Below are 26,905 nucleotides of genomic sequence, written 5' to 3' on the forward strand. Positions count from 1 at the left end.
GTATGCGCTTTTAGGCTAGGCTGGGAAAACTGGCCTTCAGCCCGTCGATCAGGAACTGCACCGCGAGGGCGGCGAGCAGCACGCCGAGCAGCCGGGTGATCAGCGCCTCGCCCTTATTGCCGATCAACCGCATCAGCGGCCCCGCCGACAGCAGCGCGGCAAGCGTCAGCAGCAGCACGAGAAGCAACGCGGCGAAGATCACGAAGGCACGGTCGAGCCCGTTGTTTTGCGCCACCAGCAGCATCACCGACGCGATCGATCCCGGCCCGGCGATCATCGGCATCGCCATCGGAAAGACCGACACATCCTCGATCTCCGGGGTCGCCTTGACCTTTTCGGCCCGCTGCTCGCGCCGTTCGGTGCGCTTTTCGAACACCATGTCGATCGCGATGATGAACAGCATGACACCGCCCGCGATGCGGAAGCTGTCGAGGTCGATGTGCAGGAAACTCAGCAGCGCTTCGCCGAACATCGCGAAGAAGACGAGGATGGCGCCCGCGATGATCACGGCGCGGATCGCCATCGACCGGCGCTGTTCGGCATTGGCGCCTGTCGTCAGGCTGGCATAGATCGGCGCACAGCCCGGCGGATCGATGATCACGAACAGCGTCACGAAGGCCGAGATGAAGAGGTCGAGCATCAGCGGGGCGCCGCCGCGACGCGGTCGTCGATCACCGGTTGCATCGCGGTGCCGTCCCACATCCGCACCGTGACGCGGCGCGACCCGTCGGCGGCGACGCTCGACGTCCAGCTCAAAGTCTGGTCGGGCGAAACGCCGACGACCATATCGCCGCCGCCTTCCTCGCCCGCATCGACCGCAACCCCGGGACGCGAACCGCATTTCGCCTGCTTCGCTTCGATGAAATCGGGCGCATCGCGCGGCGTCGTCAGCGTGTCGCCATGGTCGAGTACCCAGCGTATCCGGCCCTTCTTGGGATCGCGCCGCCAGACGGTGGTGAAATAGCCCTGCGCGCCGCCCTTCTGCCACGCGCCGGTGGTGGCGCCGCTATGGCCGTCGCAACTGATATAGACGGCGTGCGGCTGCCATTTGACCGCCTCGGCCGGGTCCTTCTGCGATTTGAGCCAGTCCAGCGCGACGACGCGCTGCGGCACGAACATCACCGCATCGGGCGCGGCCGTCTCGCGAAACGCCGTCCACTGGCCCTTTTCCTGCGCCAGCCGGGCAAAGGCGATTTCGGCGGCGATATAGGCGCTGGGGTTCGGCGCCAGCGGCCGGTCGCGCTCGCGCGCCGCCGCGCCGCCGATCGCGATCGCCGACGACAGAACCGCGGCGATCAGCAAACGCCGCATCAGAAACCCTCCGGGTCGGCGAGCCCGGCGCGGCGATGCGCGGCGACGAGCGTGTTGCGCAGCAGGCACGCGATCGTCATCGGACCGACGCCGCCGGGCACCGGGGTGACCGCCGCCGCGACCGATGCCGCGCCCGCATAGTCGACGTCTCCGACCAGCCGGCCTTTCGCGGCGCCCTCGGCGGGCGGCAGGCGGTTGATGCCGACGTCGATCACCGTCGCGCCGGGCTTGATCCAGTCGGCCTTCACCATCTCCGGACGCCCGACCGCCGCGACGACGATGTCGGCGCGGCGCACGACATCGGCAAGGTCCTGCGTCCGGCTATGCGCGATGGTGACGGTGCAATTGGCGCCGAGCAGCAGCGCCGCCATCGGCTTGCCGACGAGGATCGAGCGGCCGATCACCACCGCATCCTTGCCCGAAAGGTCGCCGAGCCGGTCCTGCAGCAGCAGCAGGCAGCCATAGGGCGTGCAGGGGACCATCCCGGCGATGCCGAGCGCCAGGCGGCCCGCGCTGACCGGAGTCAGCCCATCGACATCCTTGTCGGGGTGGATCGTCGCGACCGCCGCCTGTTCGTCGAGATGGCCGGGAAGCGGCAATTGCAGCAGGATGCCGTCGACGCTGTCGTCGGCGTTGAGCTGGCGCAGCAGCGTTTCGACCTCGTCCTGCGTCGCTGTGGCGGGCAGGCGATGCTCGAAGCTCGCCATGCCGGCGGCGACCGTCGCCTTGCCCTTCGACCCGACATAGACCGCGCTCGCCGGATCGTCGCCGACGAGGACGACCGCGAGACCGGGCACCCGGCCCGTCGCGGCGGCGAAGGCGGGAACCGCATCGGCGATCCGTGCGCGCAGGCCGGCGGCGAACGCCTTGCCGTCGATGACGTCCGCGGCGGTCATGTCAGGCCACCCCGGCGTTCATGCCGAGCTGATAGAGATAGGAGATCACCGGCCCCTGCAGGATGATGATCAGGATCAGCACGACCATCGGCGTCAGGTCAAGCCCTCCGAAATCGGGCATGATCCGCCGGAAAGGGCGATAGAGCGGCTCGGTAATCCGTTCGAGCACATTCCAGAGCTGCGCCACGAAATCATTGTGGGTGTTGATGACGTTGAAGGCGATCAGCCACGACATCACCGCCTGCACGATGATGATCCACCACAGCACGTTGAGGATGATCGACAGGATTTGCAGCAACATTACGTACATCAGGGTCTCCGGCCAGGCTGGTGTCGGGTCGTAGCCCCCTCCTAGCGGTGAATGAGCGTGCCTGCACCCCTGGCGGTGAAAATTTCGAGCAGCATCGCATGCGGGATGCGTCCGTCGAGGATGACCGCCGCCTCGACCCCGGCATCGACCGCGGCGACGCACGTCTCGACCTTCGGGATCATGCCGCCGGTGATCGTCCCGTCGCCCTTCAGCGCCTCGATCGCCGGGCGGTCGAGATCGGTAAGAAGTGCGCCCGACTTGTCGAGCACACCCGAAACGTCGGTAAGGAGGAAAAAGCGCTTCGCGCCAAGCGCGCCGGCGATTGCTCCCGCCATCGTGTCGGCGTTGATGTTGTAGGTCGCGCCGTCGGCGCCCAGCGCGACGGGCGCGATGACCGGGATGAAATTATCCTTGGTCAGATTGGCGAGGATCGTCGGGTCGACCGCCACCGGCTCGCCGACGAAGCCGAGGTCGACGTGGCGCTCGATCCCCGAATTGGGGTCGGGTTCGCTGCGATGGACCTTTTCGGCGAGCACCAGATTGGCGTCCTTGCCCGAAATGCCGACCGCGCGGCCGCCGAGCCCGGCGATCCAGCCGACGATTTCCTTGTTGATCTTGCCCGCCAGCACCATTTCGGCAACCTCGGCGGTCGCAGCATCGGTGACACGCAGCCCGCCGACGAACTGCGATTCGATGCCGAGCTGTTTCAGCATCGCGCCGATCTGCGGCCCGCCGCCGTGGACGACGACCGGATTGATGCCGACCGCCTTCAGCAGCACGACATCCTCGGCGAAATCGCGCTGCGCTTCGGGATCGCCCATCGCGTGGCCGCCATATTTGATCACGAAGGTCTCGCCGGCATAACGCTGCAGATAGGGCAGCGCCTCGACGAGCGTTTCCGCCTTGGCGAGCAGGTCGGGCATTTTCGAGGGGTCAGTCACAGGGGTCATTCCGCATTCTTTGTATCGAGGCGGCGGCCGATCGCGACCACCGCCATCACGAGCAACGGCACCATTACCGCCGACAGCACCACCTTGGCGATCATCTGGCCGAGCATCAGGTCGCCGATCGGCCGCACGCCATAGAAGCTGACCGTGATGAAGATCAGCGTATCGATGATCTGGCTCAAGGCCGCCGCGACGAACCCGCGCAGCGGCAGCAGCCGGCCGTTGTTCGCGGTCATCCGCGAAAACAGCCAGACGTTGAGGCTGACCGAGACGCCATAGGCGAGAATGCCCGCCGCCATCATCCGCCAGCCCTGGCCGACGATGATCGGAAACGCCTCCTTCGCGGGCTCGTACATTCCCGCGTCGGTCGGCAATTGCAGCACGAACACGGTGAGGATAATCGCGAGGATCAGCGGAATGAAGCCCAGCCGCACCAGCCGGTCGGCGACGACGCGCCCGTGCAGTTCGGCGATACCGCTCGAAATCGCGATCAGGGTCAGGAAGGGAAAGATGCCCGCCTCGACCGCCAGCGGCCCGAGCGCGACCTGCTTCGCGCCCAGAAAGCCGCCGAGCGGCACCATGCCGCCATAGAGGATCGCGAAGAGCAGCAGGGAGGGCGCGATCACGCGCGGGGAGCCTTGTTCCATCGGCGCCGCTTAATCGCTTTTGCGGGCGCTGGAAAGATGCGCGCTCAATCGGACGGGTTATCCTTTCCATCGGGCGGATTATATTTTTGCAGGAAGCTTTCCATTGCCGTCAGCAGCGTCATTCGGTCGGCCTCGCGGCTGAAATAATGGTCGGCAAGCGGGACCGACACGAACTCGACCGCTTTTCCCGCCTTCGTCATCGCCGCGTGCATCTTCACCGACTGGACATGATCGACGGTGGCGTCCTTCCTGCCGTGGATCAACAGCAGCGGCGCCTTGATCCGGTCGATCGCGTGGATCGGCGACACGGCGGCAAAATCGGGCGTCATCTTCTCCCACTGGCCGCGATAGAGGCGGCCGCGCGTGCTGCGGGCGAAATCGTTGACCTCGCGCCGCAGGTTGGCGACGCCGGCGATCGAAATGGCGCAGCGATAGAGATCGGGATCCTTGGCGATGCCCCACATCGCCGCGTAGCCGCCGTAGGAGCCCCCGACGATGCAGACGCGTTTCGGATCGGCGATCCCTTCCTTCACCGCCCACTCGACACCGTCGCTGACATCGTCCTGCATCGCAAAGCCCAGCTGCCCCTGCCCGGCGCGTTCGAAGGCCGCCCCGTAACCGGTCGAGCCGCGGAAATTCGGCTGGAGAACGCCATAGCCGCGCTCGGCCAGGAACTGCGCCCAATAGTCATAGTCCAGCGCGTCGTGCGCCCAGGGCCCACCGTGCGGCATGACGATGAAAGGCAGCGGCGTTGCGGTGCGATGGCGGGGCAAGGTGAGTACGCCTTCGATCGCTAGGCCGTCGCGGGCCTTGTACTGCACCATTTTTGCCCGTGAAAGCCGCTTGCTGCCGATCGCCTCGTTCATCTCCGCCAGTTTGGCAAGATTGCCCGAGACGGTGTCATAATAGAATAAAAGGCCCGGATTTTCGGGCGTACTGACCCTCACGAGCATCTTCGCGAGGTCCTGGCTGTAGCTTTCGATCCGGACGACAGCCATCGGCGCGCGGCCGTCGAGCTCCTTCTGGTGCGCCGCCATGACGGGATCGAGCCAGTGTACCGGCCGCGCCGGGTCGTTCGTATAGACGCCAAGCAGCTTCGACCCGTCAACGGACAGCGCGAGGCCTTCGATATTGGCGCCCTTGGCGGCATAGACGGTGCGAATATGCCGCCCGGTAACAATGTCGACTTCGGTTACGACGGATCGCCCGTCGGCGCCCTCGGCAATGGCAAAGCCGTTATCACCGCCCGGAACGAATAGAAACGGGACGCGTAGATCCTCTTCGTCGCGCAGCTGTGCGCTATCGACCGCCTGAAAAACGTCCTTGCCGGCCGACCGGTAGAGGAGCGCCGCCTTCGTAGTTTGGTCGCGATAATGGATGCCGTAACGAACTTGGCCCAGGTGATCAGCGCCCCAGTCAAGCACGCCCTCCCGTCCCTTTTCTTCCAGCCGCTTGCGTCCGGACGTTACATCGACGCGATAGACTGCGGGCCAAAATTCGGGCGAGCTGTAGATTGAATTTTGCGCCGCCACGAGGATCTCGGTACTGCCGTCGGCCGGCACCCACAGCAGATTTGCCGTATTCTGCCCGTTCAGATCCCAGAGCAGCTTGGTCACCTTGCCCGTCGTGCGGCTGATCCCGACGAGGCGTGAAATATACCATCGATCGCCCGTGACCTGTTGCAACGCGGTGACACCTGCGATGACGTTGTCGTTGCCGACCCAGCGTAGCCAGCCAACTTCGGCATCGTCCGGGAGCTTGATGATCACCGCCGTGCTGAAATCGCTGCCGATCTCGTGCAGGACGATGCGCTGTTCGCCACGGACGGCAAAAAGCCCTGCCAGATGTCTGCCGTCGGGAGACAATCGAGCGCCTTCAACGAAGGGCAACTCGGCAAAAGCCTGTGTCGGCAGCGGCGCAGTCGCCGCCGGTGCTGGAGAAGGCGATCCAGGTTCGGCCGCCGCTGCCGCCATCATGCCCGCCAATAGGCCCGTCAGAACCAGGAACCACCGCATGATCACCCCCCCCTTCAACAGCCTGTAACTACAAACCAATTCACCGCGCGCCAAGCCCGATAGCGCGACGCGCACCGCTGCGATTCCCTTGCCCCGCCGCCAAAGCCCGTTAGACAGGCGGCATCATCTTGGCGGAGACGCGGCGGACTATGGAACGGTTTATCGGATTGCTCGGCATCGTCGCGCTGCTGGCGATTGCCCTGCTGTTTTCGTCGAATCGCCGCTGGATCCGCCTGCGCGTCGTCGTGCCCGCCTTCCTGCTGCAGGCCGGCTTCGCGCTGCTGGTGATCGGGACGCCATGGGGCCGCGCGATCATCCAAGCGATGTCGAGCGGCGTGTCGAACCTGCTCGGCTATGCCAAGGCCGGAACCGATTTCATCTTCGGGCCGCTCGCCTCGCCCGAAATCGGCGCCAACAGCTTTGCAATCGCGGCGCTGCCCGTGATCATCTTTTTCGCCTCGCTGATCTCGATCCTCTATTATCTCGGCATCATGCAGCTGGTGATCAAATGGGTCGGCGGCGCGATCCAGACGATCACCGGCATCACCAAAGTCGAAAGCCTCGGCGCCGCGGCGAATATCTTCGTCGGCCAGAGCGAAAGCCCGCTCGTCATCCGTCCCTATCTCGCGGGGCTGACGCCGTCGCAGCTGTTCACCGTCATGACCGTCGGCATGGCGGGGGTCGCGGGGACGATTCTCGGCGCCTATGCCAGCATGATCGGCGAGCAATTGCTGCCCTATCTGCTCGCGGCCAGCTTCATGTCGGCGCCGGGCGGCATCCTGATGGCCAAGATCATGATGCCCGACGATCCCAAGGACATCGGCATCGAACCCGTGATCATGCCCGAGGCGAGCCACGACGAGGAGCGCCCCGCGAACATCATCATGGCGGCGGCGCAGGGTGCGCAGACGGGGGTCAAGCTGGCGGTCGCGGTCGGCGCGATGGTGCTCGCCTTCGTCGCACTCGTCGCCCTCGCCAATGGGCTGCTCGCGGGCATCGGCGGCTGGTTCGGCTATCCCGACCTGTCCTTTCAGGCGGTGATCGGCGCGATCTTTCGTCCCGTCATGTGGCTGATGGGGGTGCCGTGGGACGAAAGTGCCGTCGCGGGCGGCCTGTTCGGGACCAAGGTCGTGCTCAACGAATTCGTCGCCTTCATCGACCTCGGCAAGGTGCAGGGCGATTTGTCGGCGATCTCGGTCGCGATCGCGACCTTTGCGCTGTGCGGCTTTGCCAATTTCTCGAGCATCGCGATCCAGATGGCGGTGACCGGCGGACTCGCCCCGAACCAGCGGCCGATGATCGCGCGGCTCGGGCTGAAGGCGCTGCTCGCGGGCAGCCTGTCAAACCTGATGTCCGCGGCTCTGGCAGGGCTGATGCTCGGGCTGATGTAGCCGGATTGCAAATCGGGCCGGTGTGACGTAGCCTTCCCCGGGACCAGCAGTGACCTTTGGCAGGGAAAGGTTTTGCGGTGATGCGACTTTCATTCCCATGGAAAGCGGCGGCGGGAATTATCCTGATCGCCGGGAGCGGCATGCTGACGACCAGCACGGCGCAGATTCCCGACGAACGGCGGTACCGGCCGCCCGAAGCCACCATCTATCGCGATGCCGCCTACCGCGGCCCCGCAGTGTTCATCGGCGAGGCCAAGTCCAACCTCGGCCTCGCGTGGCCGGTCAATTCGATCCGGGTCGCCAGCGGCCGCTGGGAATTGTGCGAAAAGACGCGCTATCGCGGTACCTGCCGGACGGTCGAGCGCGACACCCCGATGCTCGGCAACGTCCTGCGCGGGCTGACCATCCAGTCGATCCGCCCCGTTGGATCGGGGGGTGGCGGCTGGAACCCCAACCCGCCCGCGAACGATCAGGTCGTGCGTGGCAATTTCGCCGAATTCCATACCCAGCCCGGCACTGGCGGCTACCGCGTTCTCGCCTGCGCCAGCGGATCGTCGACCGCCAATTGCGCCGCGCGCACCGCCGACAGCTGGTGCCGCTCCGTCGGCTGGAACGGCTCGGCGCGCGAGCATATGGAAACGGTCGCGAACCGCGTCTATCTCGCCGACGTGCTGTGCGTCCGCTCGGGCTATTGACGATGCGCCGCTCCGCCCCCCTCGCCCTCGCCGCCGCCACGCTCATGCTGGCGGCCTGCGCCTCCACCCCGGCCCGTACCGGAACATCCTATGATTGCGACCGCGGAACGCGGCTGGTCGTCAACTATCTGCCCAATGCCGCGATCGTCCGCGTCAACGGACGCCAGACGATGACCCTGCGGTCGACGCCGGCCAATATGGGCCAGATTTACGAGAACAAGAGCGGCGCCCGGCTGCATCGCACCGGCAACAGCGTGACATGGAATACCGCGCTGCGCTCGGCGCCCGAAAGCTGCCGCGTCGCGATGCGTCCGCTCTGAAAAAGGGGGATGGGCCGCCGGTAAAAGCCGGCGGCCCTTTCAAAGATCCATCTGTGCAAAGGCGGCGCGGACCTCGGCGGCGAACAGCTCGGGCTGTTCCCACGCGGCGAAATGGCCGCCGCGAGCCGCTTCGCTCCAATAGACGATGTTGCGATACCGCCGTTCGGCCCAGCGCCGCGACAGGCGCATGATTTCGTTCGGGAACAGGCTGCATCCCGTCGGGACGTCGATCTCGCCCGCCGCGAACTGACGGAAGCTGTGCCAATAGAGCCGCGCCGACGAAGCAGCACTGGCGGTCAGCCAATAGAGGCTGATCGTGTCGAGCATCGCATCCTTCGACACCGCCTGTTCGGGATGGCCGCCGATCGACTGGCCGCCGGGCTGGTGCCCGCAATCGGTCCAGCCGTGGAATTTCTCGGCGATCCACGCCATCTGTCCGGCCGGGGAATCGGTCAGCGCATAGCCGATCGTCTGCGGCCGCGTTGCCTGCTGCGTCGAATAGCCATTGTCCTTGGCCTGATACCAGCCGAAGCGCGCGAGATAGAGCTTCTCTTCATCGGTGAGATCGCTCATCAGCTCGGGCGGCGGCGCGCCGGTGACCATGTTGACGTGGATGCCCGCGCAATGGCCGGCGTGATGCATGCCGATCGCCGAGGTTACCGCGCTGCCCCAGTCGCCGCCCTGCGCGAAATAGCGGTCATAGCCGAGCGCGCGCATCAGCGCGTCCCACGCGGCGGCGATCTGCTCGACATCCCAGCCGGAGCGGGTGGGCTTGCCCGAGAAACCGAAACCGGGAAGCGACGGGATGACGAGGTGATAGTCGGCCGACAGCGGTTCGATGACGTCGAGAAATTCGAGGACCGATCCCGGCCAGCCGTGCGTCAGCACCAGCGGCCGCGCGGCAGGATTGTCCGAGCGGATATGGAGGAAATGGATATCGAGCCCGTCGACTGTGGCCAGAAAGTTGGGCCAGGTGTTGAGCCGCGCCTCGATCCGCCGCCAGTCATATTCGTCGCGCCAATAGGTGGCGAGTTCGCGGGCGTAAGCGAGCGGAATGCCCTGATCCCAATCGTCGACCGTTTCCTTCTCGGGCCAGCGGGTGCGTGCCAGCCGGTCGCGAAGATCGTCGAGCGCGTCCTGCGGCACCTCAACGCGGAATGGGCGGATATGTTCGACGTTCATCACCTTCCCCTTGTGCGGTGGTCAGGGCCGCGCCGGCGCCTTGCAGCCGCGTTGCAGGCCGATGCCTTTCAGGAAGCCGCGGCGCACCGTCCCGGCATAGACCGCAAAGGCATAGCGGCGGCGTTCGGCATTGGCGCCGGTGACCTCGCCGATCAGCCCGCCGAACGGGATGATCGAGCCGGCCACATTGCCCGCGACGCGGCCGGTGGTTTCCTCGCGCTTCTTGCCGAGGCTCTTGTCGACCTGCTCGTTGACGTCGGGGCCGAGCACCTCGTTGAGTTCGGTAACCTCGCGGATGATCGCGGCGCATTTGCCGAGCCCGCCGAGCGAATAGGGATCGTCCTGGATCGCCAACAGCTTTTCGGGGACTTCCTTGCCGTCGAAGGGTTCGGTCACCGAATCGGCGGTTTTCTTGATCGTCGTTTCTTCGGGCGCCCCCTGTTGCGCGTAAAGCGGCGCGGCGGAGGTCAGGGCAAATAGCGAAAGCGTGAAGGCAATTTTGCGGTGCATGATCGGCTCCCCTGGCGGCGCCGGAGGGCGCCTTGTCTTACAAACGCCCGCCGGCCGTTTCGGCTCCGTTCCATCGCCGACCGCTGCCACACTGTGCAATGGCACAGCGATCGTCCAGCCATAAATGCCGGGCGGCGCGCGGCCGCTTTCCGTCACCGCGTCGGCACGGGCTCCGGCCCCGTCCAGTCATAGAAGCCGCGCCCGGCCTTCTTGCCGACCCAGCCCGCCTCGACATATTTGACGAGCAGCGGCGCGGGACGGAATTTCGGATCGCCGGTGCCGCTGTAGAGCACGCGGATGATCTCGAGGCAGGTGTCGAGCCCGATGAAGTCGGCCAGCGTGATCGGCCCCATCGGATGGTTGAGGCCGAGGCGGCAGCCCGTATCGATGTCCTGCATCGACGCGACGCCTTCGCCCAAGGCAAACACCGCCTCGTTGATCAGCGGCATCAGCACGCGGTTGACGATGAAGCCCGGCGCGTCGTTGGCGTGGACGATTTCCTTGCCGAGCCCGCGGCCGAACGCCTCGACGGCGGCGAGCGTCGCGTCGCTGGTCGCGAGGCCGCGGATCAGTTCGATCAGGCCCATCACCGGGACGGGATTGAAGAAATGGACGCCGATGAAGCGCGCAGGGTCGTGCGCTGCCTGCGCGAGGCGGGTGATCGGGATCGAGCTGGTGTTGGTCGCGAGGATCGCGGTAGCCGACAGATGCGGACCGACGCTGGCGAAGATCGCGCGCTTGACTTCCTCGCGCTCGGTCGCTGCCTCGATCACGAGGTCGGCGGGGGCGAAGGTGCTGTGATCGGCGACCGGGGTAATCCGGCCGAGCAGCGCGTCGGCATCGGCCTGCGTCATCTTTTCCTTGGCGGCGAGACGGCCGAGTGCCTTGGCGATACCCACCTTGCCCGCTTCGGCGCGCGACATGTCGATGTCGGAGAGCAGAACGTCGTGCCCGGCGCCTGCCGAAACCTGCGCGATGCCCGCGCCCATTTGCCCTGCCCCGATGACGCCAACGATCATATTCTGCCCTTTCGCTATATCCTGCCCGTGCCCCTACGGCTTCGGCCGGAAGCGTCAAGGGTCAGCGTCAAGGGCGCGTATCAGGGAGCCGAGCGAAACTCGGTCGCGGCTGCAAGGATCAGCGCGAAGGCGGGATCGGCGTCGTCCCATGTCGCGAGCGGGGTCCAGCCGCCGGCGCGAAGCAGCAGGTTCGCGTCGCGCGGACCATATTTATGGCTGTTCTCGCTGTGGATCGTCTCCCCCTTCGCCATATGATAAAGCTGGCCGTCGACGGTGAAATCCATGTCGCAGGCGGCGACGAGGTGCATTTCGATCCGCGCATGGACATCGTCCCAGATCGCGCGGTGGGAGAAATTCTCGACCGGGATGGTGCCGCCGAGCTCGCGGTTGATCCGTTCGAGCAGGTTGAGGTTGAACGCCGCGGTCACCCCGGCCGGATCGTCATAGGCGCGTTCCAATATGCCGACATCCTTGATCCGGTCGATGCCGATCAGCAGCAGTGATTCATCGCCGAGCGCCTCGCGCCAGTTGCGGAGCAGGTCGATCGCGGTGCGCGCGACCATGTTGCCGATCGTCGACCCGGGAAAGAAGCCGAGCTTGGGCAGCGGGCAGATCTCGCGCGGCAGCGCGACGCGCTGGGTGAAATCGGCCTCGACCGGATAGACCGGCAGGCCCGGAAAACGCTCCGCGAGTGCGAGCGCGCTGTCGCGGAGGAAGTCGCCTGAGATATCGACCGGGACATAAGCGGCGGGATCGATCGCGGCGAGCAGCAGCGGCGTCTTGGTCGAGCTGCCCGACCCCAGTTCGACGACCGCGCGGCCGGGCCCGATCGCCGCCGCCATCGCGGCGGCATGGCGGGTGAGAAGGTCGGTTTCGCTGCGCGTCGGATAATATTCGGGGAGCGCGGTGATATCCTCGAACAGCGCCGAGCCGGTCGCGTCGTAGAACCAGCGCGCCGGGATCGCCTTTTGCCGCTGCGCGAGGCCCGCCCGGACGTCGGCGCGGAAGGCGACGTCGACCCCCGCATCATCGGCGGAAATCTGCCGAAGTTGACGCACAACGCCCATGTCAAAGATCCTTCGCGAGGCGAACGCCGGTGAACTGCCAGCGCTGGTGGGGGTAGAAGAAATTGCGATAGGAGGCGCGGCAATGGCCGCGCGGCGTCGCGCAGCTGCCGCCGCGCAGCACGAACTGGCCGCTCATGAACTTGCCATTATATTCGCCGACCGCGCCGGGCGCGGCGCGAAAGCCGGGATAGGGGCGATAGGCGCTGCCGGTCCATTCCCATACGCTGCCGAACATCTGTTGCAGATCGGTGTCGGCGTCACTCGTATCGCCTGCCGGCTGGATCGGCCCCGCGCGATCGAGTTGCTGCCCCGACGCCGGATCGAACGTCGCCGCCGCGGCCTCCCACTCGATCTCGGTCGGCAGCCGCGCGCCCGCCCATGTCGCAAACGCGTCGGCCTCGTAAAAGCTGATATGGGTCACCGGCGCGGCGGGATCGATGTCCCGCCACCCCGAGAGGGTGAACTGACGCCCACCGTCCCAATAGGCGGGCGCGTCGATATCCTCGTCCTGCACCCACGCCCAGCCATCGCTGAGCCATAGCGACGGGGTGTGATAGCCGCCGTCGCCGATGAATTGCTGCCATTCGCCATTGCTCACCGCCCGGCTCGCGAGCGCGTGCGGGGTGAGAAGGGCGGAAAACTGCGGAAGTTCACAGTCGAAGGCAAAATCTTCACCCGCATGGCCGATCTGTACGACGCCCTCGGCGCCCTTGATCCAGCGCATCGGGCCGGCATCGGCCGAAGCCGCGGAAATCTGCGCAACTTCACGCGCGATTGCATCGTCTGTAGGCCATATCGCGGGGCCGAGCGGGTTCTGTGCGAAAAGATGCTTGATGTCGGTGAGCAGCAATTCCTGATGCTGCTGTTCGTGCTGGATGCCGAGGGTGACGAGCGCGTGCGCGGCCAGCGGCAACGCGGGTAGCGCGCTTTGCACCGCTGCGTCGACATGCGCGCGCCAGACGCAAATTTCGTCGAGCGACGGACGGGTCAGCAAGCCGCGTTGCGGGCGGGCGTGGCGCGGTCCTTCGGCCTCGTAATAGCTGTTGAAGAGATAGGGATAACGCGCATCGAACAGGCGATAGCCGGGGAGGTGATCGCGCAGCACGAAGGTTTCGAAAAACCATGTCGTGTGCGCAAGATGCCATTTGGCGGGCGAAGCGTCGGGCATCGACTGCGCGCTGGCGTCGGCGTCGGACAGCGCGGCGACCAGATCGAGCGACAGGCGCCGCGTCGCGGCGAAGCGGCCGCTCAGCGCCAGCATCGCGTCGGTGCCGGCGGTCAGGGGTAAAGCGTCGTTCTGGCTGGCCATATCGAGACAATCCCCCGAGGCGCGATTCGGTTTCGCAAGGGGAGGAATATGATGGCGCCGGGCCCGATTGTCTAGAACATTAAGGGAACATCTATGCCTCGTCGTGCCGAACCTTCGGCAACGCTCAGGACAGGCTTGATCCGGCATCCATTCCTTCGGCGTCTCGGTGGACCCCGGATCAAGTCCGGGGTGACGAAGTTCAGGATCAGCGCGTTGCGCCGGGTTTCCAGAGGATGTCTCCGCCCGCCGCGGCATTGAGGTGGCGGGTCAGGACGAAGAGATGGTCCGACAGGCGATTGAGATAGGTGAGCGCGAGCGGGTTGAGGTCGCGCTCTCCGTTCGCGGCCACCGCGGCGCGTTCGGCGCGGCGCGCGACCGCGCGCGCGAGGTGGAGCCGCGCCGCCGCCTCGGTCCCGCCGGGCAGGATGAAGCTTTTGAGCGCGTCGAGACCGTCGTTCATGCCATCGATTTCGTCCTCAAGCCGGGCGATCTGGCTGGGCACGACGCGCAGTGCCATCTCGTGCGGGCCGAAACCGAACTGAATGTCGGGCGGGGTCGCAAGGTCGGCGCCGAGGTCGAACAGCTCGTTCTGGATGCGCGACAGCATCGCGGCTTCGTCACTTGCCGGGTCAAGCGCGGCGGCGGCAATGCCGACCCAACTGTTCGCTTCGTCGACATCGCCGATCGCCGCCATCAGCGGCGCCGACTTCGCGATGCGCGAGCCGTCGACGAGGCCCGTCGTGCCGTCGTCGCCGGTGCGCGTGTAGATCTTGTTGAGCTTGACCATCTTATCTGCCTGGCGGCGGCGAAGCCCTAGCTGCCCGCGGCGAAAGCACCGATCAGGATGAGCAGCACGATGGTGATCGCCTGCCACTTCACGCGCGCCATCATCATCTTGTTCTGCATCACCTGATTCTCGCGCACCGTGCCGTCGATCTGGGCGCGATGGCCCTGCGAGAAATAGAAGAGCCCGCGCGCGAGCGAGAAAAGGACGAAGCCGGCGGCGACCACGACGCCAAGGACAAGCAGAAGTTCCATGCCCCCTATTTAGGGCATTTGCAGCGAATAACCAGTGGGAAGCCGCCCGCCGCGCAAATCGGCGGCAAGCGCCCGGCCATCGATGCCCGCATCGCGAAGCGCCGCGAGCGACGCGGCCGCGTCGCGCTTGGCGAGGCGCCGCCCGTCGGGGCCGCAGACGAGTGCGTGATGGCGATAGACCGGCGTCGGCAAGCCGAGCAGCGCCTGCAGCAGCCGGTGGACGTCGGTCGAGGCGATGAGGTCGGCGCCGCGGATGACGTGCGTCACCCCCATGGCGGCGTCGTCGAGCGTGCTCGCGAGATGATAGCTCGCCGGCGCATCCTTGCGCGCGAGGACGATATCGCCGTGCGTTTGGCTGTCGACGGTGCGCCTGCCTTGTCCCGCTTCCTCCCAGTCGAGGTCGCCCGCCAGCGCGGCGGCAGCCGCCATGTCGAGGCGCCAGCAATGCGCATCCGTCGCCATCCGGCGGTCGCGCGTCGCCGCGTCGAGGTGGCGGCAGGTGCCGGGGTAGATCGCACCCGCCGAGCCGTTCGGCGACCCGTGCGGCGCGGCGAGGCTCGCGGCGATGTCGGCGCGCGTACAGAAACAGGGATAGACAAGACCGCGGCTGCCGAGGTCGTCCAGCGCCGCGGCATAAGTGCCGAGCCGTTCGGACTGGCGCACCGCTTCGCCGTCGTGATCGATCCCGAGCCAGGCGAGATCGGCGAGCGACGCGGCAACATAATCCTCGCGCGAGCGGCTGCCGTCGATGTCGTCGATGCGAATGCGGAATTGCCCGCTGCCGGCGCGCGCGGCGGCGTGCGCAAGCGCCGCGCTATAGGCGTGACCGAGGTGGAGATCGCCGGTCGGGCTGGGGGCGAAGCGGGTCAGCATCGCCGCGTCATGAATCCATATGCTGTGCCGAGTCAAAGGCAATCGATCCATATCTTGCGGGCACAAGCCCCCTTGACGTCAGAATCTGATGCGGCATGTAATGATGGTGTCATGCAGGAACGGCAGTGGCGCGCCATCCCGCGAACATAGGGGGCAGCGTTACCAAGCCATGTTCCATCCCGATCTTGCCCGGCATCCCGATAGCTGTCCGGCGCTCGTCCTCAACGCCGATTATACGCCGCTCAGCTACTATCCCCTGAGCCTCTGGCCTTGGCAGACCGCGGTGAAGGCGGTGTTCCTCGACCGCGTCACCATCGTCGAAAATTACGAGCGCGAGATCCATTCGCCGACGCGGACGATGGCGATCCCGAGTGTCATTGCGCTGCGCCAATATGTGAAGCCGTCGGAGCATCCGGCGTTCACGCGCTTCAACCTGTTCCTGCGCGACCGTTTCGCGTGCCAATATTGCGGGTCGGGCAAGGATTTGACCTTCGATCATGTCGTACCGCGCCGGCTGGGCGGGCGCACGACCTGGGAAAATGTCACCACCGCCTGCGCGCCGTGCAACCTCAAGAAGGGCGGGCGCACCCCCAAACAGGCGCATATGCCGCTCTATCGCCAGCCCTGGCGCCCGACGAGCTGGCAGTTGCAGGACAATGGCCGCGCCTTCCCGCCCAATTATCTGCACACGAGCTGGATCGACTGGCTCTATTGGGATGTCGAGCTGGAGGGCTGACGAGCTGCGTTGGGGGGGCGTTCTTGCAGGTCAAGTCGGCGACGGCTTTGGAGTGGAGAGCTGCCGTTCGCTCTTTGGTGCACCCCGGCGAAAGCCGGGGGCCACGGCGTTAGAAGGCCAAGGTTGCGCAATGGCGCTCTGGGCCCCGGCTTTCGCCGGGGTACACCTTGCTTATGCCCGTTTTCAACCGCCAGCGGCCTTCCATCTCGCCGCGACGCGCGATACAATCGCCTGCCTCCCGTGAAGAGACCGCTCGAAGGAGAAAGAAGATGGTTCGCATGCTCGCCCTCGGGCTTTCCGCGCTCGCGCTTTCGGCGTGCGCCACGACCGGCGAGGCCGAGAACCAGCAATTCACGGTCAGCGGCAGCATCGCTTATCGCGAGCGCATCGCGCTGCCGCCGACGGCGCAGATCGAGGTGCGGCTCGACGATGTCAGCCTTGCCGACGCGCCGTCGCGGACGATCGCGCGGCAGGCGTTCGGCGCCGACGGGCGGCAGGTGCCGATCGACTTCCTGCTCCGCTTCGACCGCCGCCAGATCGACCCGCGGCACAGCTATGCCGTGTCGGCGCGGATCACCGGCGACGACGGCAAGCTGATGTTCATCACCGACACCCGCAACAGCGTCGATTTCGAAGGCGTGTCCGAAGTCGCGATGGGGACGCTTAATCTGGTGATGGTGCGCTAGCCGCGTCCCGGGCAATTGATGTCCGTCGGCACATTCATGGCCTTCAGAAGCTTAGCTGCTCCCTCAAAGTCGAACTCCCAGATTTCTCCTTCGTTCAACTTCTGGTCCGGGGCATAAAGACGGACTTGGCGACAGCAATAACAGACCTCCAGTTCGCCAATCCGTTCTCCCTTCGCGTCGAAATAACGAAAGAAGTGGTGCGGATCGTAACAAGCAGGTGTCGCATCGCTCTCGGATGGCGACAGGCGATGACGAGTGAGCGAGCGGTCTAGAATTTCGCGCTGGGCCCTAGAAAGCCGCAGCCCTTCGGTATCGTTCATGAGCGCCTGAACATGTGACGACTCACGGAACGGGAGCCCATCGACAAACAACCTCACCTCAACGGCTTCGGGGCTGACGACAACCGGTCGACGCTCCCCTGGCTTCAGTTCGTTTTTGGACAGGACAAAAGGGTCCCCCTTCAACGGAGACTTGCTGTCCGGCATGGCAAGCGAAAGGGTCGCGCCGATAGCGATGAACAACGCGGTCCAGACAGCGACCATGGCATTTCTTTGCTTCATATCGTTTCCCTCGGCCCAAGCCATTTCAATAGCTTTATCAGACACGCAACAAAGGCATAGCTATGCGCCGCTTGACCCGGCGCCTGTTGCAGTGCAGCAAGCTGCGCCCATGGGCCCGCCTATCCAGATCTCGCAAAATCCCGACATCCGCTATCTCGGGCGGATCCTCGGCGATGTCATCCGCGCCTATGGCGGCGACAAATTGTTCCGCCAGACCGAATATATCCGCTCGTCGAGCGTCGACCGGCACCGCGGCATCGCGGGGGCCGAGGCGATCGATCCGGGGCTCGACGCGCTGAGCCTCGACGACACCATCGCCTTTGTGCGCGGCTTCATGCTCTTCTCGATGCTCGCGAACCTTGCCGAGGACCGGCAGGGGGTCGCCGCCGAGCCCGAAGCGACGGTCGCGGCGGCGCTCGCGAAGCTCAAGGCCGACAGGATCGACGGCGATGCCGTCCATGCACTGCTCGGCGCCTCGCTGATCGCCCCCGTCCTCACCGCCCACCCGACCGAGGTGCGCCGCAAGTCGATGCTCGACCACAAGAACCGCATCGCCGAGCTGATGCTGCTGCGCGACGCGGGCGCCGAGGAGACGCCGCAGGGCGACGTCGTCGAGGAAGCGATCCGGCGGCAGATCGTTCTCCTCTGGCAAACGCGGCCGCTGCGCACCGAGAAACTCTTCGTCGCCGACGAGATCGACAATGCGCTGACCTATTTGCGCGACGTCTTCCTGCCGGTGGTGCCCAAACTCTATGCGCGCTGGGAGGCCGAACTCGGCCAGCGCCCGGCGCCCTTCCTGCGCGTCGGGAGCTGGATCGGCGGCGACCGCGACGGCAATCCCTTCGTCACCGCCGACACGCTGCAACAGGCGACGGCGCGCAACGCCGCGGCGGTGCTCGGCCATTATGCCGATGCGGTGCATGCGCTCGGCGCCGAGCTGTCGGTGTCGGCGAGCCTCGCGCCGGTGCCGGGCGCCGTCAGCGCGCTCGCCGAAGCGAGCGGCGACGACGCCCCGAGCCGCCGCGACGAACCCTATCGCCGCGCGCTCTCGGGCATCTATGCGCGCGTTTGCGCCACTTACGCGGCGATCGCCGGCAAGGCACCGCCGCGCCCGTCGGCGCTGAAGGGCGAAGCCTATGCCGCGCCGGGCGATTTCCGCCGCGATCTCGTCACCCTCGCCGACGGGCTGGCAGCGAGCGGCGAGGGCCAGCTCATCGGCATCGGCGCGCTCGGGCGGCTGATCCGCGCGGTCGAGGTGTTCGGCTTTCACCTCGCGACGCTCGACATGCGGCAGAACAGCGCGGTGCACGAACGCGTGCTCGCCGAGCTGCTGGCGGTCGCGGGCGTCTGCGCCGATTACACGGCGCTGGGCGAGGAGGAGCGCATCGCGCTGCTCACTGCCGAGCTGCAGAGCGACCGCCCGCTCGCCGCGCCATGGCACAAATGGAGCGACGAGACCGCGGGCGAACTGGCGATCGTCCACGCCGCCGCCGATATCCGCGAGCGGCTGGGGCAGGATGCGATCTGCCAGTGGATCATTTCGATGTCGCAGGAATTGTCCGACCTACTCGAAGTCCATCTGCTCGCGCGCGAGGCGGGGCTGTGGCGGAGCGGCGCCGCGGCGGGCAAGGCCAATCTGATGGTCGTGCCTTTGTTCGAAACGATCGCCGACCTCGATCGCGCGCCGGCGATCATGGCGCGCTATTTCGCGATGCCCGAAATCGGCCCGCAGATCGGGGTGCGCGGGCATCAGGAAGTGATGATCGGCTATTCGGATTCGAACAAGGACGGCGGCTATCTGACCTCGACCTGGGGGCTGCATCAGGCGTCGCAGGCGCTGACCCCGGTGTTCGAGGAGGCCGACACCGCGATGCAATTGTTCCACGGCCGCGGCGGCGCGGTCGGGCGCGGCGGCGGCAGCGCCTTCGCCGCGATCCGCGCGCAGCCGGCGGGCACGGTGCAGGGGCGCATCCGCATCACCGAACAGGGCGAGGTGATCGCTGCCAAATATGGCACCGCCGACAGCGCGGCGACGAACCTCGAGGCGATGGTCTCGGCGAGCCTGCTCGCGAGCCTCGAGCCCGAAGCGGCGAGCGACGCCGATACCGCACGCTTTACCGCCGCGATGGATGCGCTGTCGGACAGCGCCTTCGCCGCCTATCGCGGGCTCGTCTATGACACGCCGGCGTTCAAGGACTTCTTCCGCGCGATGACGCCGATCGCCGAGATCGCGACGCTGAAGATCGGATCGCGGCCGTCGAGCCGCACCAAGAGCAACGCGATCGAGGATCTGCGCGCCATCCCGTGGGTGTTCAGCTGGGCACAGTCGCGCGCGATGCTGCCCGGCTGGTACGGCACCGGCGAGGCCTTTGCGGCGTTCGCCGACAAGGCGCTGCTTGCCGATATGGCGCAGGGCTGGCCCTTCTTCGCGGCGCTGCTCGGCAATATGGAGATGGTGCTCGCGAAATCGGACATGGGGATCGCGGCGCGCTATGCCGAGCTGGCAAGCGGCGTCGACGGACATGCCGAGATCTTCGGGCGTATCCGTGATGGCTGGAACCGCGCCCACGACGGGCTGCTGGCGATCACCGGCCAGACGCGGTTGCTCGAAAAAAATCCGGCGCTCGAAGCGTCGATCCGCCTTCGCCTGCCCTATATCGAGCCGCTCAACCTGCTCCAGATCGAGCTGATGAAGCGCCACCGCGCCGGCGAAACCGACGAACGGATCGGCGAGGGCATCCAGCTCACGATCAACGCGATCGCGACGGCGCTTCGGAATAGCGGATAGAGCTATCTCAGCTCGTGTCGAGCGAAGTCGAGACACCCGTCAGGACAGCGCAAGGCCGAGGGGCATCTCGACTTCGCTCGATGCGAACGGGTTTTCGGGTCGGCGTGCAGCGAAGCCCTATTTCGAAACGATCCGCACTTCGCCCTTCGTATTCGCCCCGTCGGGCGCGAAGTTGATCGTGAAGTCGTCGCCGTCCTTGTCGGTCCCCGCGAGCGCGTCGCCCGAGCGGGTGATCTTGACGCCCTGCTTCGCGAACTCGCCCGCCATCCAGTCGGCCGCCTTCGCCGGGGCCGCGGGGGCGGTGAAGCCGAGCTGGACCGTCGCCTTGCCCGCGCCGCTGGTATCGTTCGCATCGACATTGACCGTCGTGACATGGCTGCCGGGATAGAGTTTCACCCCGTCGATATCGAAATCGCCCGAGACGTCGAGATTGACGAAATCGGGGATCTTCATGTCGATATCGACCCCTTCGCCGCCGATCTTGAGCTTGCCGCCGCCTTCGCCCGCGGTGATCTGCACCCCGCCGTCGGCACCGCCGGCGTTGATCCTGATCTCCGGGGCGTCCTTCTTGTCCTCGCCCTGCCCGCAGGCGGCGAGGAGCATTAGCGGCGGAATGAGGAACGCGAAACGCATGGCACATCTCCTTGGTGCATTAGTTAAATAATACACCTTGGAGTTGGGCGAGTCAACTTATCCACTATCGTCATGCCGGACTTGATCCAGGATCCATTCAACGGCCCTAGTCATGGGCCCCGGATCGAGTCGAACGAGCCACGTGCCTCGTTCGAGAGTGACGATAACGGAGAGGTCAGGCGTCGATGCTCGTCTTCAGGTCACCGTGCACCAGTCCGCCGTCGACGGTGATCGTGTCGCCGACGACATAGTCGCCCGCCTTCGATGCGAGAAAGATCGCCGCGCCCGCCATATCCTCGGGCACGCCGATGCGCTTGGTCGGGATGCTCTGCGCCACCGCATCGCCATGATCGCGCGCCGCCTTGTTCATGTCCGACTGAAAGGCGCCGGGCGCGATCGCAGTGACGAGGATATGATCGGTGACCAGCCGCGCCGCCATCCGCTTGGTGAGGTAGAGGATCGCCGCCTTCGACGCATGATAGCTGTAGGTTTCCCACGGGTTCAAACGCATGCCGTCGATCGAGCCGATGTTGATCACCTTCGCCGGGCGGTCGTGCGAGCCGCCCGCCTTCAGGAGGGCGTGCAGCGCCTGCGTCAGGAAGAAGGGCGATTTGACGTTGATGTCCATCACCTTGTCCCAGCCCGCCTCGGGGAAGCCCTCGAAAGGCTCGCCCCACGCGGCACCGGCGTTGTTGACGAGGATGTCGAGGCGTTCTTCGCGCGCTTCGAGTTCCTTGGCGAGCGCGCGGCAGCCCTCGACGGTCGAGAGGTCGACCGGCAGACCGATGACCTTGCCCGGATAGCGCGTCTCGAAATCGGCGACGGCTTCCTCGATCTGCGCCGTCTTGCGCGCCGAGATATAGACGCGCGCGGCCCCCGCGGCGAGATAGCCCTCGACGATCATCTTGCCGATGCCGCGCGAGCCGCCGGTGACGAGCGCGATGCGGCCGTCGAGGCCGAACATTTCATTGAGGTTCATGGCTTTGTCCTTTCGACTCCCTCCCCTTCAGGGGAGGGTTGGGGTGGGGCATGTCGGGCGCAATGCCCTCCCCGCTACGACTAGCGAGCAAGCTCGCAAGTCTCGCTGCCCCTCCCGCAAGCGGGAGGGGTGGGATTAGTACCCGTTCATCCGCGCGACCTGGTCGATGTGATAATGCACATCGCCCATAAATTCGGCGAGCGCGCGGTCGCGTTTCATATAGAGGCCGATGTCATATTCGTCGGTCATACCGATGCCGCCGTGCATCTGCACGCCTTCGCGCACCGCGAGGTTGGCGGCGCGGCCGGCCTTGGCCTTGGCGACCGAGACCATCAGCTTTGCGCCCTCGCTGCCCTCGTCGAGCAGCTGCTGCGCCTTCATCACCGTGGCGCGCGCGACTTCCATTTCGCCATAGAGATGCGCGGCGCGATGCTGAAGCCCCTGAAACTCGCCGATCAGCTTGCCAAACTGCTTGCGTTCCTTGAGGTAGTTCACCGTCATGTCCATCGCGCCCTGCCCGACGCCGACCATTTCGGCGGCGGCGCCGGTGCGGGTGGCGGCAAGCAGCGCATCGAGGATCTCGCCGCCGGCATCGACCTCGCCGATCACCGCGTCGGCATCGACCTCGACGCCGCCCAGCGTAACATGGCTCGCAAGCGAGGAATCGACGAGGCGGCGCGGATCGGCCGTGAGACCCTTTGCGTCCTTCGGCACCGCAAAGAGCGTGATGCCACCATCGGTCTTCGCCGCGACGATGCTCATGTCAGCGACATGGCCATGGAGCACGAAGCTCTTCTTGCCGTCGAGACGGAAGCCATTGCCCGCGCGCGTTGCTGTCGTCGCGATGCGGTCGGGGCGGTGCTTGGCACCCTCGTCGATCGCGAGCGCGACGATCGCCTCACCCGATGCGATCGCAGGGAGCCAGCGGCCCGCCTGCGCGCCGCCCGCTTTCGCGAGCGCAGCGACGGCGCCGACGCCGGTCGACAGGAAGGGTGACGGGGTCAGGTTGCGGCCGATTTCCTCGAGCACGATGCCCGCTTCCATATGCCCCATGCCGAGCCCGCCGTGCGCCTCGGGAACGAGGATCCCGGGCAGGCCCATTTCGGTGAACTGCGCCCAGAGGTCGCGCGAGAAGCCGGTGGCGTCGGCGCTGTCGCGCAGGCTGCGCAGGTGCGACACCGGCGCCTGTTCGGCCACGAAGGGGGCGACGCTGTCCTTGAGCATCGCCTGGTCGTCATTGTGATAAAGCGGCATGGGTCAGGCTCCGGGCAGGTCGAGGATACGCTTGGCGATGACGTTGAGCATGACTTCGCTCGTCCCGCCTTCGATCGAATTGGCCTTGGTCCTGAGCCATCCGCGCGCGCGCGCGCCGCCCTTGGTCTCTTCGCTGTCCCATTCGAGCGCCTCGCTGCCGCCGCCCGACATCACCAGCTCATGACGGCGCTTGTTGAGCTCGGTCCCGACATATTTCATCATGTTCGAGCTGGCCGGGTGCGCGCGGCCGGTTTTCCACATATCCATGAAACGCTCGCCCATCGCGCGATAGGCGAAGACGTCGACGTCGAACGCCGCCATTTCGGCGCGCAGGATCGGATCGTCGAGTTCGCCATGGTCGTTCTTGCCGAGCGACCTGGCGAAGAGCGTGCCGATGCTGACCATGTCGCCGCCGGCGCCGCCGCCCGAGATCATCTCGCGTTCGTGGCCGAGCAGATATTTGGCGACGTCCCAGCCGCGGTTGATCTCGCCGACATACTGCCTCTTCGGCACCTCGACATCGTCGAAGAAGGTTTCGCAGAAGGGCGAATTGCCGCTGATCAGCAGGATCGGCTTGGTGGTGACGCCCTTGCTCGCCATGTCGAAGAGCATGAAGGTGATGCCCTGATATTTGTTCGCCTTGTCGGTGCGGACGAGGCAGAAGATCCAGTCGGCCTTGTCGGCGTAGCTGGTCCAGATCTTCGATCCGTTGACGACCCAGTGATCGCCCTTGTCTTCACCAAAGGTCTGCAGCGAGACGAGGTCGCTGCCCGAGCCGGGTTCCGAATAGCCCTGGCACCAGCGGATTTCGCCGCGCGCGATCGGGTTCAGATAATGGACCTTCTGTTCCTCGGTGCCGAATTGCAGCAGCGCGGGGCCGAGCATCCAGATGCCGAAGCTGTCGAGCGGCGAGCGCGCATTGATCCGCTTCATTTCCTGCTTGAGGATCTTGGTCTCTTCGGGCGAGAGGCCGGCGCCGCCATAAGGCTTGGGCCAGTCGGGGACGGTATAGCCCTTGGCGACACAGGCTTCGAGCCACTGCTTCTGGGCTTCATTCTTGAATTCCCAGTTGCGGCCGCCCCAGCAGACGTCGCCTTCCTCGCGCACCGGTTCGCGCATTTCCGGGGGACAATTGGCTTCCAGCCACGCGCGCACTTCGGCGCGGAAGGCGTCCAGATCGCTCATCTCAAGGCTCCTCTTCTCTCCCGCAAATCTACGTCCGGTTCGCCACTTTACGCAAGCGTCAACTTGGGCGGGCCGACCTGCCGCTACGGCGCCGTAGCGTCCGTTCGACCGCCGTTGACGCCGCTTTTCGGGCGCCTAAGCTGAGTGGCAAAAGAAAACGGGAGCAGAGGATATGCGATTCGCAGGCAAGGTCGCCGTCGTCACCGGCGCGGCGTCGGGCATCGGCAAAGCCACGGTGCTGAAACTGGCGGGCGAAGGCGCGCATGTCTTCGCCGCCGACATCGACGAAGCGGGCGGCAAGGCGCTTGCCGCCGCGTCGAATGGCAAGATCGATTTCGTCCGCTGCGACGTCACCGTCCCCGCCGACATCGAGGCGCTGATGAACGCCGCCGCCGAAAAGACGGGCGGCATGGACATCGTTTTCAACAATGCCGCCGCGGGCGGCGACCGCGCGCCGATCGACGAGATTACGCCCGAAGGCTGGGACCGGACGATGGACCTTGTCCTTAAATCGGTTGCGATGGGCGTCCGTTACGCGGCGCCGCACATGAAGGGCCGCAAGGGCGCGAGCATCGTCAACACTGCGAGCGTCGCGGCGCTCGGCGCCGGCTATTCGCCGATCGCCTATGCTGTCGCGAAGGCGGGCGTACTCCACCTCAGCAAGGTCGCGGCGACCGATCTGGCGCAATATGGCATCCGCGTGAACGCGATCTGCCCCGGCTTCATCAACACCAATATCTTCACCGCCTCGCTCGACGTGCCCGGCGAACTCAAGACGCAGGCCAATGCAGTGATCGCCGGGATGAGCGCAAACGCGCAGCCCGTCGCGCGCGGCGGCCAGCCCGAGGACATCGCGAACGCCGTCGCCTATCTGGCGAGCGAGGAGTCGAGCTTCATGACGGGCACCCATCTGCTCGTCGACGGCGGGCTGACGATCGGCCAGCGGCACGCGTGGGACAAGGAAACGCCGGGCATGTTCGACGCCCTGCTGGCGATGGAGGAAGCGGCAAAGGCCGGAGCCGCCGCGTGAGCGCCGCCGCCACGGCGGTGCCTGCACCCAAACGCCTGCCCCTCTGGCTGAAGGCGACGCACGGGCTCGGCAGTATCGCCTACGGCGTCAAGGACAACGGCTTTTCGACCTTCCTGCTGCTCTTCTACAATCAGGTGATCGGCCTCGACGCCGGCATCGTCGGCGCCGCGATCATGATCGCGCTGATCGCCGATGCCTTTGTCGACCCTGTGATCGGCGAACTCACCGACCGCACGCGCAGCCGCTGGGGCCGCCGCCTGCCCTGGCTTTACGGCGCGCCGATCCCGCTCGCGATCGCGTGGATGCTGCTGTGGAGCCCGCCCGAAATGAGCGACGCGATGACCGTCGCCTGGCTGATCGGGCTGGCGATCGTCGTCCGCTCGCTCGTCTCGATGTGCGAGGTGCCGTCGGTCGCGATCGTCCCCGAACTCACCGCCGACTACGACGAGCGCACCGCCGTCATGCGCTTTCGTTTCCTGTTCGGCTGGGGCGGCGGCCTCGTCATCCTGCTCCTCGCCTATGGCGTGTTTTTCGGCGGCGCCAAGGGGCTCGTCGATCCCGACGGCTATTTCCCCTATGCGCTCGCCGGAGCGCTGATGATGTCGGGGGCGGTGCTGGTGTCGGCCGCGGGGCAGCACCGGAGGATCGCGGTGTCGAACCTCGCCGACGTCAAGCCCGCCGCGAGCCTTGCCCATATCGTCCGCGACATGCGCGACACGCTGTCGAACCGTGCCTTCCTGTGGCTCGTGTTCGCGGCGCTGTTCGGATACGTCAACCAGGGCATCACCTTCTCGATGAACAACTACCTGCTGAGCTTCTTCTGGCGGTTCACGCAGGGCGAAATGATCGCCTATGTCTTCCTGCTGTTCGGGACGATGATCGCGGCCTTCGTCCTCGTCGCGCCGCTGTCCGCCCGGCTCGGCAAGCGCGACGGCGCGATCGTCGCCGGAGCGATCGCGCTGCTCGTCAACAGCGGTATCTATTTCGCGTGGATCCAGGGGTTTTTCCCCGGCCTGCCCGGCAAGCCGAGCGTCGCGGCGATGTTCGCGCTGGTCTTTGTCTCGAACACCTTCTCGATCATCCTGATGATCCTCTCCTCCTCGATGATGGCCGACGTCGTCGAAGCCTCGCAGAGCGAAACCGGCCGCCGGTCGGAGGGGCTGTTCTTCGCGGGATTTTTCTTCATGCAGAAATGCGCGACCGGCATCGGCATCTTCGCCGCCGGGCTGATCCTGTCCTTCGCCGCCTTTCCGGCCAATGCAAAGCCGGGCGAAGTCGGCGACGCGGTGCTCGGCAATCTGGCGGCGGGTTATGCACTCGCGATCCTCGTCATCGGCACGCTGGGGCTGCTCGTGATGCGCAAATTCCCGATCTCGCGCGCTGACCACGAAGCACGGCTGGCGCTGCTCGACGATGCAGCGCGCGCCGAGCCCGACGCGACGGGGGCGCACCCGTAACGGAAAATGTCGCAGGCCGACCAAATGGGGTAATTTTCGGCCCGCAGGACTTGGCAAGGCCCGCGAA

General features: G+C 65.9%; 28 protein-coding genes. 8 read left to right on the forward strand and 20 right to left on the reverse strand.

Annotation, left to right across the window (positions count from 1 at the left end; all coding sequences use genetic code 11):
- Window positions 1-10: 10 nt before the first annotated feature.
- From AN936_RS18905 to AN936_RS18935, 7 genes are read right to left on the reverse strand one after another with little or no spacing between them, the layout of a single operon-like run.
- The gene (locus tag AN936_RS18905; protein WP_054589435.1) at window positions 11-640 is read right to left on the reverse strand and encodes a MarC family protein; all 630 of its coding nucleotides are present in this window, start codon (window positions 638-640) and stop codon (window positions 11-13) included.
- The gene (locus AN936_RS18910) at window positions 640-1,311 is read right to left on the reverse strand and encodes a hypothetical protein (RefSeq protein WP_054589436.1); all 672 of its coding nucleotides are present in this window, start codon (window positions 1,309-1,311) and stop codon (window positions 640-642) included. The genes AN936_RS18905 and AN936_RS18910 overlap by 1 nt, the downstream gene beginning before the upstream one ends.
- Entirely contained in the window at window positions 1,311-2,207 is an 897-nt protein-coding gene (gene folD, locus AN936_RS18915) for a bifunctional methylenetetrahydrofolate dehydrogenase/methenyltetrahydrofolate cyclohydrolase FolD (protein WP_054589437.1), read from the reverse strand. Before folD ends, AN936_RS18910 begins: the two co-directional genes overlap by 1 nt.
- 1 nt (window position 2,208) lies before the next feature.
- Window positions 2,209-2,517, reverse strand: coding sequence for a YggT family protein (locus AN936_RS18920; protein WP_054589438.1), 309 nt, complete (start codon window positions 2,515-2,517; stop codon window positions 2,209-2,211).
- 41 nt (window positions 2,518-2,558) lie between these two features.
- Window positions 2,559-3,467, reverse strand: a complete 909-nt coding sequence (gene argB, locus AN936_RS18925) for an acetylglutamate kinase (RefSeq protein ID WP_054589439.1) — start codon at window positions 3,465-3,467, stop codon at window positions 2,559-2,561.
- Window positions 3,464-4,111, reverse strand: coding sequence for a queuosine precursor transporter (locus AN936_RS18930; RefSeq protein ID WP_054589440.1), 648 nt, complete (start codon window positions 4,109-4,111; stop codon window positions 3,464-3,466). The genes argB and AN936_RS18930 overlap by 4 nt, the downstream gene beginning before the upstream one ends.
- Before the next feature lie 44 nt (window positions 4,112-4,155).
- A complete protein-coding gene (locus AN936_RS18935) occupies window positions 4,156-6,126 on the reverse strand; it encodes an alpha/beta hydrolase family protein (protein ID WP_149037725.1) in 1,971 nt (656 codons plus the stop codon).
- Between the two features lie 149 nt (window positions 6,127-6,275).
- Between AN936_RS18935 and AN936_RS18940 the strand changes: the two genes are divergently transcribed.
- The 3 genes from AN936_RS18940 to AN936_RS18950 all read left to right on the forward strand — a co-directional run bounded on the left by AN936_RS18940 (window position 6,276) and on the right by AN936_RS18950 (window position 8,532).
- Complete coding sequence (locus AN936_RS18940) at window positions 6,276-7,517, forward strand: NupC/NupG family nucleoside CNT transporter (protein ID WP_054589442.1); 1,242 nt, start codon at window positions 6,276-6,278, stop codon at window positions 7,515-7,517.
- Window positions 7,518-7,597: 80 nt separating this feature from the next.
- The gene (locus AN936_RS18945) at window positions 7,598-8,212 is read left to right on the forward strand and encodes a beta/gamma crystallin-related protein (protein ID WP_084758539.1); all 615 of its coding nucleotides are present in this window, start codon (window positions 7,598-7,600) and stop codon (window positions 8,210-8,212) included.
- 2 nt (window positions 8,213-8,214) lie between these two features.
- Window positions 8,215-8,532 (forward strand): MliC family protein, encoded by a 318-nt coding sequence (locus tag AN936_RS18950; protein ID WP_054589443.1) that lies wholly within the window; start codon window positions 8,215-8,217, stop codon window positions 8,530-8,532.
- A gap of 39 nt (window positions 8,533-8,571) precedes the next feature.
- Here AN936_RS18950 and AN936_RS18955 read toward each other — a convergent pair whose 3' ends face one another.
- The 8 genes from AN936_RS18955 to gluQRS all read right to left on the reverse strand — a co-directional run bounded on the left by AN936_RS18955 (window position 8,572) and on the right by gluQRS (window position 15,530).
- On the reverse strand, window positions 8,572-9,714 hold the full coding sequence (locus AN936_RS18955) for an epoxide hydrolase family protein (RefSeq protein ID WP_054589444.1): 1,143 nt from the start codon (window positions 9,712-9,714) through the stop codon (window positions 8,572-8,574).
- 21 nt (window positions 9,715-9,735) lie between these two features.
- Window positions 9,736-10,224 (reverse strand): hypothetical protein, encoded by a 489-nt coding sequence (locus AN936_RS18960; RefSeq protein WP_054589445.1) that lies wholly within the window; start codon window positions 10,222-10,224, stop codon window positions 9,736-9,738.
- Window positions 10,225-10,376: 152 nt separating this feature from the next.
- Window positions 10,377-11,243, reverse strand: a complete 867-nt coding sequence (locus AN936_RS18965) for a 3-hydroxyacyl-CoA dehydrogenase NAD-binding domain-containing protein (protein ID WP_054589446.1) — start codon at window positions 11,241-11,243, stop codon at window positions 10,377-10,379.
- Window positions 11,244-11,323: 80 nt separating this feature from the next.
- On the reverse strand, window positions 11,324-12,310 hold the full coding sequence (egtD, locus tag AN936_RS18970) for an L-histidine N(alpha)-methyltransferase (RefSeq protein ID WP_054589447.1): 987 nt from the start codon (window positions 12,308-12,310) through the stop codon (window positions 11,324-11,326).
- Between the two features lies 1 nt (window position 12,311).
- Window positions 12,312-13,619 (reverse strand): ergothioneine biosynthesis protein EgtB, encoded by a 1,308-nt coding sequence (gene egtB / locus AN936_RS18975; protein ID WP_054589448.1) that lies wholly within the window; start codon window positions 13,617-13,619, stop codon window positions 12,312-12,314.
- A gap of 205 nt (window positions 13,620-13,824) precedes the next feature.
- Window positions 13,825-14,406, reverse strand: coding sequence for a cob(I)yrinic acid a,c-diamide adenosyltransferase (locus AN936_RS18980; protein WP_054589449.1), 582 nt, complete (start codon window positions 14,404-14,406; stop codon window positions 13,825-13,827).
- A gap of 26 nt (window positions 14,407-14,432) precedes the next feature.
- Complete coding sequence (locus AN936_RS18985) at window positions 14,433-14,657, reverse strand: HIG1 domain-containing protein (RefSeq protein ID WP_054589450.1); 225 nt, start codon at window positions 14,655-14,657, stop codon at window positions 14,433-14,435.
- Window positions 14,658-14,666: 9 nt separating this feature from the next.
- Window positions 14,667-15,530, reverse strand: coding sequence for a tRNA glutamyl-Q(34) synthetase GluQRS (gluQRS, locus tag AN936_RS18990; RefSeq protein WP_054589451.1), 864 nt, complete (start codon window positions 15,528-15,530; stop codon window positions 14,667-14,669).
- A 169-nt stretch (window positions 15,531-15,699) separates the two neighbouring features.
- Here gluQRS and AN936_RS18995 point away from each other — a divergent pair, with 169 nt between their 5' ends.
- Window positions 15,700-16,266, forward strand: a complete 567-nt coding sequence (locus AN936_RS18995) for an HNH endonuclease (RefSeq protein WP_054589452.1) — start codon at window positions 15,700-15,702, stop codon at window positions 16,264-16,266.
- Window positions 16,267-16,535: 269 nt separating this feature from the next.
- Complete coding sequence (locus AN936_RS19000; protein WP_054589453.1) at window positions 16,536-16,952, forward strand: YbaY family lipoprotein; 417 nt, start codon at window positions 16,536-16,538, stop codon at window positions 16,950-16,952.
- On the opposite strand, the gene AN936_RS19005 is transcribed toward AN936_RS19000, so the two are convergent.
- Complete coding sequence (locus AN936_RS19005; protein ID WP_149037726.1) at window positions 16,949-17,557, reverse strand: hypothetical protein; 609 nt, start codon at window positions 17,555-17,557, stop codon at window positions 16,949-16,951. The two genes, AN936_RS19000 and AN936_RS19005, sit on opposite strands and share 4 nt — an antisense overlap.
- A 64-nt stretch (window positions 17,558-17,621) precedes the next feature.
- On the opposite strand from AN936_RS19005, the gene ppc reads away from it, so the two are divergent.
- Window positions 17,622-20,300, forward strand: coding sequence for a phosphoenolpyruvate carboxylase (ppc, locus tag AN936_RS19010; RefSeq protein ID WP_054589455.1), 2,679 nt, complete (start codon window positions 17,622-17,624; stop codon window positions 20,298-20,300).
- Between the two features lie 117 nt (window positions 20,301-20,417).
- Here the strand turns inward: ppc and AN936_RS19015 are convergent, their stop codons facing one another.
- The 4 genes from AN936_RS19015 to AN936_RS19030 all read right to left on the reverse strand — a co-directional run bounded on the left by AN936_RS19015 (window position 20,418) and on the right by AN936_RS19030 (window position 24,351).
- Window positions 20,418-20,933, reverse strand: a complete 516-nt coding sequence (locus AN936_RS19015) for a hypothetical protein (RefSeq protein ID WP_054589456.1) — start codon at window positions 20,931-20,933, stop codon at window positions 20,418-20,420.
- A 175-nt stretch (window positions 20,934-21,108) separates the two neighbouring features.
- Window positions 21,109-21,912 (reverse strand): SDR family oxidoreductase, encoded by an 804-nt coding sequence (locus AN936_RS19020; protein WP_054589457.1) that lies wholly within the window; start codon window positions 21,910-21,912, stop codon window positions 21,109-21,111.
- Between the two features lie 135 nt (window positions 21,913-22,047).
- On the reverse strand, window positions 22,048-23,166 hold the full coding sequence (locus AN936_RS19025; protein WP_054589458.1) for an acyl-CoA dehydrogenase family protein: 1,119 nt from the start codon (window positions 23,164-23,166) through the stop codon (window positions 22,048-22,050).
- A 3-nt stretch (window positions 23,167-23,169) separates the two neighbouring features.
- Complete coding sequence (locus AN936_RS19030) at window positions 23,170-24,351, reverse strand: acyl-CoA dehydrogenase family protein (protein WP_054589459.1); 1,182 nt, start codon at window positions 24,349-24,351, stop codon at window positions 23,170-23,172.
- Window positions 24,352-24,523: 172 nt separating this feature from the next.
- On the opposite strand from AN936_RS19030, the gene AN936_RS19035 reads away from it, so the two are divergent.
- Both AN936_RS19035 and AN936_RS19040 read left to right on the forward strand, forming a co-directional pair.
- The gene (locus AN936_RS19035; RefSeq protein WP_054589460.1) at window positions 24,524-25,381 is read left to right on the forward strand and encodes an SDR family NAD(P)-dependent oxidoreductase; all 858 of its coding nucleotides are present in this window, start codon (window positions 24,524-24,526) and stop codon (window positions 25,379-25,381) included.
- Window positions 25,378-26,838 carry an MFS transporter gene (locus tag AN936_RS19040; protein WP_054589461.1) on the forward strand — a complete coding sequence of 487 codons (1,461 nt, stop codon included), beginning with the start codon at window positions 25,378-25,380 and terminating at the stop codon, window positions 26,836-26,838. Before AN936_RS19035 ends, AN936_RS19040 begins: the two co-directional genes overlap by 4 nt.
- Window positions 26,839-26,905: the final 67 nt, after the last annotated feature.

The sequence above is a fragment of the Sphingopyxis macrogoltabida genome, from assembly GCF_001307295.1.
GTDB classification, from domain to species: domain Bacteria; phylum Pseudomonadota; class Alphaproteobacteria; order Sphingomonadales; family Sphingomonadaceae; genus Sphingopyxis; species Sphingopyxis macrogoltabida_B.